The sequence below is a fragment of the Nonomuraea sp. NPDC050680 genome (assembly GCF_040654555.1).
GTDB lineage: Bacteria > Actinomycetota > Actinomycetes > Streptosporangiales > Streptosporangiaceae > Nonomuraea.
Genome location: NZ_JBFAIF010000009.1, coordinates 208,552 through 223,672, shown reverse-complemented (window position 1 = coordinate 223,672; position 15,121 = coordinate 208,552). Strand labels below are relative to the sequence as shown.

The 15,121-nt window shown below is 72.4% G+C and carries 14 protein-coding genes; 6 read left to right on the top strand and 8 right to left on the bottom strand.

Going from position 1 to position 15,121, the window contains the following annotated elements; all coding sequences use genetic code 11:
• Complete coding sequence (locus AB0H88_RS28900) at positions 1-1,395, top strand: GH1 family beta-glucosidase (RefSeq protein WP_357649761.1); 1,395 nt, start codon at positions 1-3, stop codon at positions 1,393-1,395.
• Positions 1,396-1,637: 242 nt separating this feature from the next.
• Here the strand turns inward: AB0H88_RS28900 and AB0H88_RS28895 are convergent, their stop codons facing one another.
• Positions 1,638-2,285, bottom strand: a complete 648-nt coding sequence (locus tag AB0H88_RS28895; RefSeq protein ID WP_357649759.1) for a TetR family transcriptional regulator — start codon at positions 2,283-2,285, stop codon at positions 1,638-1,640.
• Positions 2,286-2,368: 83 nt separating this feature from the next.
• On the opposite strand from AB0H88_RS28895, the gene AB0H88_RS28890 reads away from it, so the two are divergent.
• A complete protein-coding gene (locus AB0H88_RS28890) occupies positions 2,369-3,856 on the top strand; it encodes an FAD-dependent monooxygenase (protein ID WP_357649757.1) in 1,488 nt (495 codons plus the stop codon).
• 127 nt (positions 3,857-3,983) lie between these two features.
• Here the strand turns inward: AB0H88_RS28890 and AB0H88_RS28885 are convergent, their stop codons facing one another.
• The 3 genes from AB0H88_RS28885 to AB0H88_RS28875 form a co-directional block, all read right to left on the bottom strand.
• Positions 3,984-4,715 (bottom strand): SRPBCC domain-containing protein, encoded by a 732-nt coding sequence (locus AB0H88_RS28885; RefSeq protein ID WP_357649755.1) that lies wholly within the window; start codon positions 4,713-4,715, stop codon positions 3,984-3,986.
• 1 nt (position 4,716) lies between these two features.
• Positions 4,717-5,301, bottom strand: a complete 585-nt coding sequence (locus tag AB0H88_RS28880) for a helix-turn-helix domain-containing protein (RefSeq protein WP_357649752.1) — start codon at positions 5,299-5,301, stop codon at positions 4,717-4,719.
• Positions 5,302-5,370: 69 nt separating this feature from the next.
• Positions 5,371-6,855: an FAD-dependent monooxygenase gene (locus tag AB0H88_RS28875; protein ID WP_357649750.1), complete on the bottom strand. Its 1,485-nt coding sequence runs from the start codon at positions 6,853-6,855 to the stop codon at positions 5,371-5,373.
• 72 nt (positions 6,856-6,927) lie between these two features.
• On the opposite strand from AB0H88_RS28875, the gene AB0H88_RS28870 reads away from it, so the two are divergent.
• Positions 6,928-7,587 carry a TetR/AcrR family transcriptional regulator gene (locus AB0H88_RS28870; RefSeq protein ID WP_357649748.1) on the top strand — a complete coding sequence of 220 codons (660 nt, stop codon included), beginning with the start codon at positions 6,928-6,930 and terminating at the stop codon, positions 7,585-7,587.
• 57 nt (positions 7,588-7,644) lie between these two features.
• On the opposite strand, the gene AB0H88_RS28865 is transcribed toward AB0H88_RS28870, so the two are convergent.
• From AB0H88_RS28865 to AB0H88_RS28850, 4 genes are all read right to left on the bottom strand, one after another.
• Positions 7,645-8,448, bottom strand: a complete 804-nt coding sequence (locus tag AB0H88_RS28865) for a hypothetical protein (RefSeq protein WP_357649994.1) — start codon at positions 8,446-8,448, stop codon at positions 7,645-7,647.
• 163 nt (positions 8,449-8,611) lie between these two features.
• Complete coding sequence (locus AB0H88_RS28860; RefSeq protein WP_357649746.1) at positions 8,612-9,727, bottom strand: hypothetical protein; 1,116 nt, start codon at positions 9,725-9,727, stop codon at positions 8,612-8,614.
• A gap of 42 nt (positions 9,728-9,769) precedes the next feature.
• Entirely contained in the window at positions 9,770-10,576 is an 807-nt protein-coding gene (locus AB0H88_RS28855; RefSeq protein ID WP_357649745.1) for a hypothetical protein, read from the bottom strand.
• Complete coding sequence (locus AB0H88_RS28850; protein WP_253778576.1) at positions 10,573-10,896, bottom strand: PadR family transcriptional regulator; 324 nt, start codon at positions 10,894-10,896, stop codon at positions 10,573-10,575. The genes AB0H88_RS28855 and AB0H88_RS28850 overlap by 4 nt, the downstream gene beginning before the upstream one ends.
• 206 nt (positions 10,897-11,102) lie before the next feature.
• On the opposite strand from AB0H88_RS28850, the gene AB0H88_RS28845 reads away from it, so the two are divergent.
• The 3 genes from AB0H88_RS28845 (at position 11,103) to AB0H88_RS28835 (ending at position 15,120) form a co-directional block, all read left to right on the top strand.
• Positions 11,103-12,227: a winged helix DNA-binding domain-containing protein gene (locus tag AB0H88_RS28845; protein ID WP_357649743.1), complete on the top strand. Its 1,125-nt coding sequence runs from the start codon at positions 11,103-11,105 to the stop codon at positions 12,225-12,227.
• A 90-nt stretch (positions 12,228-12,317) separates the two neighbouring features.
• Positions 12,318-13,067: a TetR/AcrR family transcriptional regulator gene (locus AB0H88_RS28840; RefSeq protein WP_357649739.1), complete on the top strand. Its 750-nt coding sequence runs from the start codon at positions 12,318-12,320 to the stop codon at positions 13,065-13,067.
• Between the two features lie 70 nt (positions 13,068-13,137).
• Positions 13,138-15,120 carry an alpha/beta fold hydrolase gene (locus AB0H88_RS28835; RefSeq protein WP_357649736.1) on the top strand — a complete coding sequence of 661 codons (1,983 nt, stop codon included), beginning with the start codon at positions 13,138-13,140 and terminating at the stop codon, positions 15,118-15,120.
• The last annotated feature ends 1 nt before the right edge of the window (position 15,121 follow it).

Here is a 15,121-nt window from a genome sequence, read left to right as displayed (position 1 = left end):
ATGCCCGCCTTTCCCGAGAACTTCCTGTGGGGCACCGCCACCGCCGCCTACCAGGTCGAAGGCGCCTGGGACGAGGACGGCCGCGGCCCCTCCATCTGGGACACCTTCTCCCACACGCCCGGTCTGGTGACCAACGGCGACACCGGCGACCTGGCGTGCGACCACTACCACCGCCTGGAGGAGGACCTGGACCTCCTCGCCGGCCTGGGGGTCGGCGCCTACCGCTTCTCCATCTCCTGGCCGCGCGTGCAGCCCGGCGGTCGCGGACCCGTCAACCGGCCCGGCCTCGACTTCTACTCTCGCCTGGTCGACGGGCTGCTGGCCAGGGACATCGCGCCGGTGGCCACTCTCTACCACTGGGACCTGCCGCAGGAACTGGAGGACGCGGGCGGCTGGCCGCACCGCGACACCGCGCTGCGCTTCGCCGACTACGCCAAGCTCATGGGTGAGGCGCTCGGCGACCGCGTCCACACCTGGATCACCCTGAACGAGCCGTGGTGCTCGGCCTACCTCGGCTACGCCTCCGGCGTACACGCCCCGGCCAGGACCGACCCCGCGGCCGCCCTGGCCGCCGTGCACCACCTGAACCTCGGCCACGGCCTGGCCGTCCAGGCCCTGCGCTCGGTGGCCGACCCGGCCGCGCGGATGTCGGTCACGCTCAACCTGCACCACGTGCGCGGCGTGTCCGAGCGCGACGCCGACGCGGTACGGCGCGCGGACGGGCTGGCCAACCGGGCCTTCCTCGGCCCGATGCTGGAGGGCGCCTACCCGCGCGACCTCATCGCCGACACCGCCTCGATGACCGACTGGTCGTTCGTCCGCGACGGCGACGAGGCCGCCGCGTGCGCGCCGCTGGACCTGCTCGGGGTCAACTACTACAACCCCGTCCTGGTACGCCAGTGGGACGGGGCCAGTTCACGGGAGACCGCGGACGGCCACGCCGACGGCGCCGCCTCCCCGTGGATCGCCTGCGAGGACATCGAGTTCGTCCGCCAGCCCGGCCCGTACACCGAGATGGGCTGGAACATCGACGAGACCGGCCTGACCGAGCTGCTCCTGCGCCTGCACCGCGACCACCCCGGCCTGCCCATGATGATCACCGAGAACGGCGCCGCGTTCGCCGACGTCGTGGACGGCGACGGGCGGATCAGGGACGAGCGGCGCATCGACTACCTGCACCGCCACCTGACGGCCGTCACCGAGGCGATCGCCGGCGGGGCCGACGTGCGCGGGTACTTCGTGTGGTCGCTGATGGACAACTTCGAGTGGGCGCACGGCTACGCCAAGCGGTTCGGCATCGTCCGCGTGGACCGCGACACGATGGAGCGCACCTGGAAGGACAGCGCGTACTGGTACCGCGACGTGGTCGCCTCGGGCAGACTGCCGGTGGGCTGACTGCCGGTGGGCAAACTACCGGTGGGCTGAACCCCGGTCATGGTGCCTCGCCCGCAGGCGAAGGAACGCTGAGCGCGAGGATGGCGCTGTCCGGCCGCGGCCCGCTCCGCCCATGGAATGACCTCCCCGAGGTCGGTCCCGAAGTCAGCCCTGCGGCCTGAGGAGAACGCGCTGACTCAAGCGCAGCTCTCGCGAACAACGGTGGCTGCCGTTCACCGAACGGCAGCCACCCATCATCCGGTTCACCGAGAGTCTGGCGCGCCCAGGTGGCCCAGCCCGTTGGCCAGCAGGGCGTATGCCCGCTCGGTGTCGCTCACCGCGCCCGGGTAGCGCTCGTCCGCGCTCTCGCCGGCCGCCAGCCGCATGGCGTTGTCGATCGTCAGCGTCCAGTGGACCGCCTGGATCTGCACGGCCGCCATGCGGGCGCTGAGCTCATCGAGGCCCGCCGTCTCCCGCAGCGCACCGGCGAGCGCTTCCTCGGCCGCCGCCTGGAACCGGTGCATCCGGGCGGCCAGCGACGAGGTCTCGAAGACCATCCGGTAGAGCGCCACGATCGCGGGTATGTCGTTGAGCCCGGTGGCCGGATCACGCCTGGCCAGCGCGTCGAGGTAGTGCACCCGCAGCGCCTCCAGCGGCGTGACGTCCGCCGCGCGGGACTCGACCACCCGCGCGCTCTCCGCCTCGTGGTCGGCGAAGCGATGCACCACGAGATCTTCCTTGGCCGGGAAGTAGGCGAACAGTGTGCGCCTGGACACCTCGGCCGCCTCCGCCACCTGGGCCACCGACACCTGGTCGTACCCGTGTCGCAGGAACAGCTCGATCGCCGCCTCGGAGATCGCGGCGTGCGTCCGCTGCTTCTTGCGCTCGCGCAGTCCGGGCTCGTTCGTCACACCGTCACCTTACCAGAAATCTGCACTTGGACTTTTTCTGCACTGGGTATATATTCGCACTCAGCGACAGAAGAGGGCGGGTCATGAAGGACTTCGAGGTGGTCATCGCGGGTGCCGGGCCGACCGGCCTGATGCTGGCGTACGAGCTGGCACTGGCCGGGGTCGACGCGCTGGTGCTGGAGAAGTTGCCCCAGCGCATCGAGCAGATGAAGGGCGGCGCTGTCCAGCCCCGCACGCTGGAGCTGCTGGAGCTGCGCGGGCTGGTGGAGCCGCTGCTGAGCCGGGCTCTGGTACGCGAACCGGTCGGCGGCCATTTCGCGGCCCTGCCGGTGCCGCTGGACTGCGAGCCGTGGCGGACCCGGCATCCGTACCCGATCGCGGTTCCGCAGTGGGAGATCGAGGAGGTCCTGGAGGAGGCCGCGACCGCCCGAGGCGCCCGCGTCCTGCGCGACGCCGGGGTCACGGCGGTCGAGCAGGGCGCGGACGGGGTGACGGTGAGCGTCGGTGAACGCCGGTTCCGGGCCGACTACCTGGTGGCGTGCGACGGCGGGCGGAGCACCGTACGCAAGCTGCTGGGCATGCCGTTCCCCGGCCGGGACGGGACGTTCGTGGCAGTGCTGGCCGACGTCCGGCTGTCCGCCACGTCGGCGTCGGTCCCCCGGGCGCTGGGCCACATGAGCGGCCTGATCCGCGAGGGCGGCGGCTACTGGTCCATGCTGGTTCCCATCGGTGGCGAGCGTTACCGGCTGACGTTCGGCAGCGAGGAGCAGGCAGACCTCGACCGCGACACGCCGGTCACGGAGGAGGAGGTCGCCACCGCGCTACGGGCCGTCTACGGCGAGGAGACCGTGCTGCGCGCGGTGGACAACTCCTCGCGCTTCACCGACGCGACCCGGCAGCTGGCGGATTACCGGGCGGGTCGCGTGCTGTTCGCGGGCGACGCCGCGCACATCCACCCGCCGTTCGGCGGGCAGGGCCTGAACCTCGGCGTGCAGGACGCGATCAATCTCGGCTGGCGACTGGCCGCGACCCTCCAGGGCCGGGCGCCCGAGGGCCTCCTGGACCGCTACCAGGCCGAACGGCATCCGGTGGCCGCCCAGGTGCTGCACCACACATCCGCGCAGCGGGTACTGAGCGCGCCTCGGCCCAGCGCGGACGTGGCGGCGCTGCGCGACATCTTCAGCGACCTGCTGCGGCTGCCGGACGCCAACCGCCACATGGCGGGCCTGATGTCCGGCCTGTCGCTGGGCTACGACCTCGGCGGCGAGCATCCGCTGGCCGGGCAGCGGGTGCCGGACGCCGACCTGCTCGTCGGCTCGGCGTCGACCCGGCTGTCCGCGCTGTTCGGCGCCGGGCACGCGGTCCTGCTGGACCTGGCCGGGATCGTCTCCGCCGAGTTCCGGCTGCCCGCGCGGGTCGATCTCGTACGGGCCAAGTGCGCGGACGACCTGGGCGCGCCGGCCCTGCTGCTGCGGCCCGACGGCTATGTGTGCTGGGCCGCCGATGACGCCGCCACCTGCGAGCGGGCATTGGCGTCCGCGCTGGCCGAGCACGTGGCCGCACTGGACTGAGCGCCACGCGACCGCAGTGGGTGGACTGAACTCCACGCGCCGAGCGCCGCCTCCCCCGCCGCGCGCAGAGCCAGGGCGGCGCCCGGCGACAGGCCCCCTAAGCGGGCCGTGACCTTGTCCAGGCTTTTCACTCGTCGAAAAGATGATCGAGCCAGGCATTCCAGGCCGGACCCTGGTCGCCGGTGCCGGCGAAAAGGTGGTGCGCGGCGACCATCGAGCCGCCGAGCCCCTGCAGGAATCGGTAGAGCGCGTCCGGGGTCAACACACCGAGCGTCTGGGCGTTGGCGTAGTAGACGACGCCTTCGATCGGGGCGAGCCCGGCGGGCGTGAACCGTACGGTGTCGCCCGGCTTGGCGTGGCCCGGAGCGCCGAGCGCGCCGTAAAGGATCTCCCAGGCGCGCGGCCAGTCGGCGACGGGCGGCCCGAACTCGGTGACGGGCGTGGCAGTCCGGCCGCGGAAGTGCGTCAGGTAGGCGACCAGGGTGGCGAAGAACATCTCCAGCCCCCTGGACATCGCCTCGAACTCAGCCTCCCAGTCGTCCCCCGGCAGGAAGCCGCTGGTCACCATGCGCAGCGTGGTGCTGCCCTGCTCGCGCCCCTCGACGAGGAACTCGTAGGCGACGAACCGGCCGTCCTCCGCCATCGGGCTGGCGTGCGCGAATCGGGCGGGCGGCTCCGCGGCGGTCACGGTGGATTCGGGGGTGTACTGGCCGAAGGCGGTACGCACCACGCCGTCGGCCACCTCGTTGCGGCCCATGAACCACGAGTCGATGCCGGGGCCGGTCGCGATGGCCGCCCACACCTCCTCGGGGCTCGCCCCGACCTCAGCCTCCTGGGGGAGCTCGAAGGAATGTCCCACCTCAGCGCTCCTTCAGCGACGGGTGCACGGCGACGACCAGCCGGTGGTCGCGACCGCCCTCGGCCGTCTCGTCATGGTATTTGCTCACCAGCGCGGTCACGGCGTCGGCCAGCTCCTCGGCGAAGGCCGCGCGGTCGGCCGCCGAGGCGAACCGCACCTCACCGTCGATCGCGAACGTCGCCACCCGCTTGCGGGCCTCGGTCGCGCCGGTGATCAGCGTCCCGACGTCGCGAACGAGCTGAGCGGCGACGGCGAGCAGCCAGCGGGCCGACAGCCGATCGGGCGCCTTCTCGGGATCGGGCTGCACCGCGGCCAGCGCGACGGGGGAGATCACGAAGGACGCGGCCGTGGCCTGCATCACCCGCTCGGTGACGTTGCCCTTCTTGCGCTCCTCCACCAGCTCGACCAGCCCGTGCCGCTCCAGCGTGCGCAGATGGTAGTTGACCTTCTGCCTGGCCAGGCCGACCCTGGCCGCCAGCGACGTGGCCGAGCCGGGCTCGACCAGCTCGGCCAGCAGCTTCGACCGCATCGGGTCGAGCGACGCCTCGGCTGCCGCGGGGTCTTCGATCACCGCCACTTCGTACATGGTGAAACGATGGCACCGAAAAAAGTTATTGTCAAGAAAGTCTGGCTGCTCGGAGGCCGGCAGAGGGCGTCACGCGGGCGGCAGCCAAGCGTGGAAGGCCGCCGTCAGGGTGGTGGTGTCGGCCGGGCCGGGGCCGGACGCCCAGGCGACCATGCCGTCGGGGCGGACGAAGACGGCCGACAGGCCGTCACGGTCCTCCACGGTCGCCTCGACGATATCCAGTGCGCCTCGCCAGGTGGCCGCCGCCTGCGCGATCTCAGGCTGCGACGGCGCGTGGACGAGCAGCGGCCGCCCCGACGTGGCGAACCCGGCGAGGGTCCGGGTGCCGCCGGACGGCAGCGTGAGCCGCAGGTCGGGGCAGGGGCGGCCGGCCAGGGGGTGGGTTGCGGGATACGGGAGGTCGTAGCGGGTGCCGAGCCCGTTCAGCAGTCGCCCGAAGTAGCGGTTGACCTCCGGCAGGTCGAGCAGGTCCGACACGATGTCGCGCATGGCCGCCGCGTGCGCGCCCGGTCGCAGCAGCGCCGACTGGGCGCGGGTGTTGTGCAGGACGGCGGCGCCCACGGGGTGGCGTTCGGCGGTGTAGGTGTCGAGCAGGCCGTCCGGCGCGCGCCCGGTGACCGTCGCCGCCAGCTTCCAGCCCAGGTTGACCGCGTCCATCAGCCCCAGGTTCAACCCCTGGCCGCCGTTGGGAGAGTGGACGTGGGCGGCGTCGCCGGCGAGCAGGACGCGGCCGAGCCGGTAGGTGGCCGCCTGACGGGCGACGTCGGTGAAGCGCAGGGTGTCGCGGACCGCTGTCACCTCGACCTCGACGCCCGTCACCCTGAGCAGGCTGTCGCGCATCTCCTCCCCGGTCAGCGGCACCTCGCGGTCCTCGGGGAAGCCGTCGTGCTCGACCGTCGCCACCATGCCGGGCGCGCACATCAACATCCCCGTCGGCTGCCAGCCCGGCGCGGGCAGCCGCTCCATGCCCGAGATGTCGCCGATCAGCCGCCGGACGACGCTCGTGGGAGCGGTGCCGGGGAAGTCGAACCCGGCCAGCTTCCGTACCGTCGATCGGCCGCCGTCGCAGCCGGCCACGTACGCCGCGCGGTCGCGCCGCTCCCCCTCCGGCGTCCGTACGGTCAAGGTGACGCCGGAGTCGTCCTGGGCCAGGGCCGTCACCTCGTGTTCGCGCCGGACCGGGACGCCGAGCGAGGCCAGGTGCTCGGTCAGGATCCGTTCCAGCTCCGGCTGCCAGATCAGCGCGCCGGTCCGCTCGGGTTCCTCCTGGAGGTCGGGGTCGATCTTGTGGATCTGGGCGAAGTGCCCCTTCTCGCTTCCGTGGTCGCGTGCCTTGTCGGCGAGACCCTGCTCCTGGAACTTCGCCAGGTGCTCCCCCAGCCCGCGGCGGCGCAGCGCCTCCGCGGCCAGCGGGCCGATACCGCGCGCCTTCGGCTCGCTCGTCGGCCGAGCCAGCCGGTCCAGCACCAGCGGCGTGACCCCGGCCAGCCGTAACTCGGCGGCGAGCAGCAAACCCACAGGTCCGGCTCCGACCACCACAACATCGGCGTTCATACGCCCTCCAAACTAGACTTGACCGTCTAGTCTCGTAGACTAGTACCCATTCGGAGAAAGTGGGGACAAGCCATGGCCGACCACGGCCCGCGACGTTCACCGGCCAAGCGCCGGGCCATCCTCGACGCCGCCATCCAGGTCTTCACCGACCTGGGCTACGCCCGCGCGAGCGTCGACGCGATCGCCGCGGCGGCGGGGGTGGGCAAGCAGACCGTCTACGGCCATTTCGGCGACAAGGAACAGCTCTTCCTCGCCGCGATCCAGGAGGCGAGGTCGGCAGTCGCAGGCGCACCGGGCCGGAGCGCGTCGGCGGGCGGCGCTCCGGCGGGTGAGGGGGGGACCGCAGGGGCGGCCGTCGTCTTCACGGGTGATCCGCGCAAGGACCTGACCGCCCTCGGCGAGCGGACGCTGGACATCGCGCTGTCAGCGCGGGTGGCGGCGCTGCACCGGCTGACCATCGCGGAGGTGGGCCACCACCCGGAGCTCCAGCGCACCTGGCGGAAGAGCTCCTCGTCGCTGGACGGCGGCGTGGCGGACTACCTGCGCGAGTGCGACAGTGACGGCAGGCTGCGGGTGCCGGACCCGGTCAGGGCGGCCCGCCAGTTCTCGCACCTGGTGATCAGCGAGGCGCGCGTCGACACCGCGTACGGCATGCTGCCCCTGCCGCCCGAACGGCGGCACGCCATCGCCGCCGACGCCGCCGACCTCATCGTCCGCGCCCACCACGTCTGACGGGAAACCTGGACCTCGGCTGCACGACGTCAGCCTGCTGGTCCTCGAGCTTCTGTTTCACCGCAGCGCGCGGACCTCGGGATAGAGCCGGGCACCAGCCAGGAGGGGGGATGCCTGATGGCGGACTGCCTGGTCGGCGAACTGGGTGACGTAGGCGTTCTGGATGCGCAGGCCGCGCGCCCCGTCGATGGATTCCAGCGGGAACAGGGCGCGGATCGGCGCCGCCAGGTAGATCACGGCGTAGTCGGTGAAGTTGAAGTGGCCGGTTCCGGCGATCTCGTAGCGCCAGACGGGGCCGGTGCTCGCGGCAAGCCATTGCCGGGTTCTGTCGCGCATGCCGCGGTTCTCCGCGTCGTCGGCGCGGCAGGTTTCGATGACACATGAGTTCTCTCCGCCCAGCATCAGCGCTGGGGCGCGCAGGCCGGTACGCACCACGCCGCCGTACAGAGCCCCGTCCAGGTCGACCGCACCCGCGCAGGACGGGTCGTCGTGGCAGGCCTGGAATGCGGTCGCGCCGCCGAAGGAGTGGCCGATGTACAGCGGGCGGCTCGCGTCGACGTGCCCGGCCAGGTTCGTGTCCCGGTCGAGTGCGGCGGCGTGGGCGGCGACGAAGCGGGCGTCCGCCGTCCACACGCCGATCACCCTGTCCGCGGTTTTTTCCTCGTCGCCCTCGGGCTTGCCGGCCGGCGTGCTGGCCACCACGTGCCCGTGCAGGACGGTGACGTTGGCGCTGTAGGTCGGGGTGATGCTCGCCACGACGTAGCCGTGGCTGGCCAGTTCCTGAGCGAGGGAGCTGAACACCGGCGCGTTCAACCCCATCCCGGGCGCGAGCACCACCAACGGGAACCGTCCCGGCGCCACGGCGGCGGTGTCGACGGCCCGGGTGCGTACGGCCGCGAAGCTGCCCTCGCCGAGGCCGGGCAGCGGCGTCGGGATGTGCTGTCGCGCCCACCCGCCAGGCGCGTAGGGCGCACGCGGGCCGCCGACGTCCTGAAGGGTGGGGTACCAGATCCATACCGACAGCTCACGTGGCAGGCCGGGCCGCGGCGCGAGGGGGTCCGTCCGGCTGGTGTCGGTCCATTCCTGGATCAGGCGCCCGACCCCGTACGCGCCGGTCGGGGCGGGCAGGTCCTGCGGCAGTACCCTCCGCACGGTCACCACGCCCAGATATCCGACGACCAGCACGACGAGCACGAGCGGCAGCCCGGTCAGGATCCGGGAGAGGCGCCGCCTGCGGGTCCTGAAGGTCTGCACCAGCAGCATGACCAGGGCGACGATGGCCGCCAGCCCCACGGCCAGCCGACTGATCTGCCCCAGGGAGGCGGCAGTAGTCGAGCAGGTAGCCGATCCCGTCGCGGAAGGCGATGGTGACGGGAACGCTCGCGGCCGCGCCGTACAGCGCCGCCCGCACGACCGGTGGTCGGCGGCGCGGCTCTGTTGATCCCTGGGCCCGGCCCAGCAGCCCGAGATAGGCGTTGAGCGGGACGAGCAGGGCGATCAGCAAGGTGACGCCGACGACCACGCGGAAGGCGGCGGCCTGGACAGGCTGCGGGCCGAGACCATCACCGATCGCCTCGGCCGACGCCAGCGAGCCCGAGACGGCGGTCGCGAGCAGGATGGCCGCGATGATCCGGTGCCGGCGCAGGGCCTCGGCGACCCGGCATGCCCAGGCGACGGGGATCCCCAGGCGTTGCACGGCGGCCAGAAAGTCCTCGACCCAGTCGGTGTGGCCCCTGGCAGCGGGACCCGCGTGGCGTAGGGCCAGAGCCAGGGGCACGGCCGACAGGGTGACCACCGCCAGTCCGGCGATCAGCAGCAGTTGCCGCCAGCCCCGCATGTCGGCGTGCGCGCCGACGGCGACCGACGCCCAGCAGGTCACCGCCGTCGCCGCCACGGCGGTGAGCACCACCCGTGCGCCTCGCAGCAGCTCAGCGGATCCGGGCCGCACCCAGGCGCGGATGGCCAGCGCCAGCGCCAGGGCGGGGACCAGCAGTTCGGTGGCGGAGATCACGGCGTCGTACGGATCGTCCTGCCACGGGCTGTAGGCCCGCACGGCGCGGAACTGGGTGGTCAGCAGGATCAGCACGGTGAAGGCCGCCGCGGACGCCATGCAGCACCGCAAGGCTCGAATGAAGGTCACACGCCGGACATTAGTACGCGAAACGATATACCGTCAAACGTACTAGTGGCGGAGAGCCCGCGTGACGCTGATAGCTGAGCACGATGCGGCCACCACGCCGACCGCCACGCCCGCCAGCGTCAGCGGGGTACGGCCGGCGGCCAGGGCGGCCGCGACGCCGTCCACCATGGCGACCACGCCGAGCAGGACGGTCACGGCCACGGCAGGCAGGACCGAAGGCCGCATCACCGCGATGGCCGGCCGGGCCCGTCGCAACGTGATGACCGGCCCGGTGGCGACCGCGAGCACCATCGCACCCAGCCCGATCACCCACGCCAGCAGACCGGCAAGGAAGCCCGCCGACAACCGGTGGAACCGCCCGAGCACCAAGGCACCCGCGACCTCGACGCCCACCAGGAGCGCCGCAGGCAGCAGCGGCCGGATCAGGCGGCGATCGCGGGCCGGAACCAGGACCCGCAGCGTCAGCTGCAGCGCTCCCGCTCCGGCCAGCACGCATCCCGCCAGAACCAGCCACCAGGCCGCCGAGACCAGCAGGCGAACCGCGTGCGGCGACCCGGGCGGCGGCGGATCCAGCAGGAGCCGATCCAGCAGCGGAACCGACGAGATCCCCACGCACCATGCGACCCAGGTCGTAGCCAGCGTCGCCTGGAGTCGCCGCCGCAGACGCGCGTCCGAGGCTCCCACCAGCGCCGGCCGCAGCCAGGCGCGGGTGGCGGCGCCCGCGAGGTCGAGCAGCACCCGCGGGCCGCCGTCGACATCCTCGACCAGCGCCGCGAGTTCCTGCCCGTAGCGCTCCCGAAACCATGGTGGATAGCAGGCCAGAGCGAGGCGCGCCGCCAGGCCGCTCATCGCGCCACGCCCGCTGACAGGCGGCGCAGGCCGGTGGTGGCGAAACGCGACATCTCGGCCAGCCGTTCACCCAGCGCCGACGCTCCCGCCGCAGTGATCCGGTACGGCCGGCGGCGCTCCTCCCCGGGCAGTGCCTCCACCAGGCCCTGCTCCTCCAGCCTGGACAGCGCGGCGTACAGCGTCCCCGGGCCGAGCGTGATGCCGGTCTGCTCCCGGACGTCCTTGACGATCGCGTAGCCGTGCTTCGGCTCCTCCGCCAGGCTCCCCAGAATCAGCAACGGCGGACTGCCCCACCCGAGCGGATCCGTGCGTCGAGCCATCACGCCCCCTAATACGTCAAACGATAGGTCGTCAGACGATGCTACCGCTCCGGTGGCCCCACCGCCCCAGGCGTGCGAGGGGCGCTTGAGCGCGGTGTCGTCGTCGCTGACCGCTGACGGTTCGACCATCGCCGCCGATCTCATCGTCCGCGCCACACGTCTAACGCGGAACAAAACCTTCCGCATTGCCGCCTACGGTGAGTCCCATGATGGAAATGTCGTGGTCCCAGGTCAGCGCCAGGCGTTTGGAGCGGCACGGTCTGACGGCCCCCGCCAAGGACGCCACCCCGGCGGACGTCGTCGCCGCCATGTGCGGCGCCCATGCTCAGGTGATGTCGGCGGCCGAGTTGTCGGTCGGCCTCCGTCTCGACGGCGTCACCCGTACCGGCGTCCGGGAGGCGCTGTGGGGCGAGCGCAGCCTGGTCAAGACGCACGGCCCGCGCGGCACCGTCCACCTGCTGCCCGCCCGTGACCTGCCGATGTGGATCGGCGCCCTGTCGTCGCTGCCTTCCTACGCCGCTCACGCCCAAGGCATACGTCTGACCTCCGCCCAGACCGACCAGGTAGTGGAGGCGATCCGCGAGGTGCTGACCGGAGCCGCCCTGACGATCGACGAGCTCAGCGACGCGGTCGTCGCCGCCACGGGACCGTGGGCGGGAGACCTCGTCATGCCGGCCTTCCAGACCATGTGGCCGCGCTGGCGGCAGGCCATGGCGACGGCGGCGCACCGGGGTGCGTTCGTGTTCGGCCCGGCCAGAGGGCGCAAGGTCACCTATACCGCCCCACCGGCGGGTTTCCGCCCGGCTGACGGGTGCGCCGAACTGGTGAACGCCTATCTGCGGGCGTACGGTCCCGCCACGCCCGAGCAGTTCGCCAAGTGGATCGGGGCGCCGGTCAAGTGGGCGGCCGCGGGCTTCGCGGCGGCCGAGCCGGAGCAGGTGCTGTTCGAGGGCGTCCCGGCCTGGGTGGCGGCCGGTGACACCGAGGTGCCGGAGGAGCCGCCGAGGGGCGTACGGCTGCTGCCGTACTTCGATGCCTATGTCGTGGCGGGGAGGCCGCGCGAGCTGTTGTACCCGGGCCTGGCCGCTGGGCGGGCGTTGAACGGCGGCCAGGCGGGCAACTTCCCGGTGCTGCTCGTGGACGGGCAGGTGGCCGGGGTGTGGCACCAGCGGCGGTCCGGCCGCCGGTTGGCCGTCACGGTGGAGCCGCTGCGCGAGCTCACCCCCGCCCAGCTGCGCGAAGTCGATGAGCAGGTGGCGCTCACCGGTCAGATCCTGGAGGGCGAGCCGCAGCTGACGCTCGGCCCGATCACGGTGGGCGGCCACGCCTGACGTTGCCCGGGGGGTGCCGCAATGAGATGGCAGGCGGGTGCGGAGTCCGCTGTCACGTTTTCGTCGGCCAAAGTCTCGGCCGAAGGTGTCGTGACCGATGGCCGCGGCGCCGACGCGGTGGTCGATCGGCTGCCCACGCAGACCGTCCCGCTGCCCCAGGCCGTGTCACGCGGGCTGGTCGATCCGCCGCGCGACGTCGTGAAGACCAACGTCGACGTGGGCGGCCGATTTGCGAATTATGCAGATCGGTCTATTCTCGGTGGCGTGGCGGTCAAGGGTGATGAGACGCGGGCGCGGCTGATCGAGGCGGCTCGGACACTGGTGGAGGCCAAGGGCTACCACGGCACCGGGCTCAATGAGGTGCTCGCGGTGGCGGGAGCTCCTCGTGGGTCGCTCTATCACCACTTTCCCGGCGGAAAGGACCAGCTGGTCAGCGAGGCTCTCACCGCCGCCGGTCGAGAGGTCGACGGCATCGTGGTCGAGCTGGCCTCGGCGGCGCCCAGCTCCCGCGAGCTCGTCAGGGCACTGCTGGCCGCGCTGGCCGACAGGATGGTCGCCGCCGGCTACGCCAAGGGGTGCCCGGTGGCGACCGTGGCCCTGGAGGTCGCCGCGACCAACGACGTCCTGCAGCCGATCTGCGGGGACATCTACGCGGGCTGGCAGCGGGCCCTGGCCGACGCCCTCCGGGCCGACGGTCATGACACGGCCGAGGCGGACGAGCTCGCGGCTACGGTGCTCGCTCTGATCGAGGGCGCGCTCGTGCTGGCCCGCGCCGGTCGTAGCCGGACTCCCATCGAGCAGACCAGCCGGCGCATCGCCAAGCTGCTCGGCACCGCCTGACCTCTTTCGCTGGAGGTCGGGCGTTTTGCTGTCCACGGATTATGTAGATCGGTCTAGAGAGGAATGCGCGATGGGCGAGACTTCGAGGAGCGCGCCGGACGCCGTGGTGTTCGGCGCGACCGGCTTCATCGGCAGGTGGACGGTGCTGCGCCTGCTGGAACAGGGCCGCACGGTCGCGGCCGTCATCCGCGAACCGGCTCGGGGCCGCACGGGCGCGGACGCCCAAGCGGCTCGGGACCGCACGGACGCGGACGCCCAAGCGGCTCGGGACCGCACGGACGCGAGCGCCCCGGCGGCTCAGGGCCGTGCGGGCGCGGGTGGCGGAGGTGAGTTGCGGGCCTGGCTACACGGTCATGGCGCGGACGCCGAGCGGCTCACGGTCGTGGCCGGTGATCTCACGGGCGGTCCGGGCCTGGGGCTGAGCGCGGCGGACGACGAGCGGCTCGCCGAGGTACGGGACGTCGTCAACGCCGCCGCCATCTACCGGTTCGGGCTGCGGCGTGAGGAGGCCAGGACGGTCAACGTCGAGGGCGCGCTCAACGTGCTGCGCTGGGCCGCGACCCGGCCCGGCCTGCGCAGGCTGATCCACGTGTCGGGCTACCGGGTCGGGCTGGGCCCGGCAGAGCGGTATCCGCTCCCGGAGGCCGAACTGGCGCAGCTCTACCGAGGCCAAGGGGCCTACGAAGGCTCCAAGGCCGAGGCGGACGCCGCCGTACGAGTCGTCGCGGAGCAGCTGGGCGTCCCGCTGACCGTGGTGAACCCGAGCACCGTGATCGGCCACTCGACCACAGGCGAGGCCGGCCAGTACATCGGCCTGGCCGAAGTGGTCCGCGACCTGTGGAACGGCCGCCTTCCGGCGCTGCCGGGAACCGCCCGTACGTTCGTGCCCGTGGAGACCGTGGATCATTTCGCGACGTTCATGGCCGCGATCCCCGAGCACGACCCGAAGCCCGGCGGCCTGCACTGGGTACTCGACGAGAACACCCCGAACCTGCCCGACCTGGTGCGCCTACTCGCTTCTCACCTGGGCGTACGCGCGCCGAAAACCCTCGTGCCGGTGGCCCTGATCCGCCGCCTCCCGGCCGCGCTGACCGGAGCCAACCCCGAGACCCTGGCCTTCCTGACCGAGGACCGTTACGACACCGCCTCAGCCGAGCGGGTCGCCGAGGCGGCGGGGCTCCGGCAGCCTTCCGTCGAGACCGCGCTGCGCCGCTGGGCAGATCGGCTGGTGGCGGACAGGTTCGGGACGGCCCCGGCCGTGCTTCCCGGTGGCTTCCATGACGTCGGCGGATCGCGTACCTACCTCGCCGGGGACAGGACCTCGCCCGGCTTCGTGCTCCTGCACGGACTCCCCCTCGACGGCGACTCCTGGCAGGCAGTTGTCGGCGAACTGGACGAAGCACCGGCTCTCGTCGCCGACCTGCCGGGACTCGGCCGCTCGGCCCCCACCTCGGCCAGCCCCCTGGCCTGGCTCACCGATCTGCTGGCGCCCGTACGAACCCGGCCCGTGATCGTCGCCCACTCCGCCGCGGCCGCACCGGCGCTCCGCTTCGCCGCCGCCCATCCCGATCGCCTCAGTGCCCTGGTCCTCGTCTCCCCCTATTTCCTCCAGGAGGCGGCCCCGAGACTGCTCCGCACACCGGCACTCGCCACGCCACTCCTCAAGAGAATCTCCGCAGACCGTCTAGCGACCTCACTCCTCGGCGACGGCGATTCCCCGGACGAAGCCCGCCGCGCCATCGCGAGCGCCGCCGCCCACCTGCGCCGGCCGGGCGTCGCCCGCCGTGCGGCCCACCGGCTCCGGGACGCGAACCAGCCCGCCGAACGCGCCGCTCTCCAAGCACTGCTCAGCGAGACGGTCTCGGTCCCGGTCCACCTCGTTGCCGGGCAGCTGGATCCGCTGATCGCCGACCCGGGCCCGGCCACCGTCACGACCATCCCCGCCACCGGCCACCACCCGCACCTCACCCACCCCGCCGCCATCGCCTCGATCATGCGGCGCGTCGCCGGGCCACCGAGCCGAGGGCACAAGGTCGTCGGTGCGCCGGACTGAG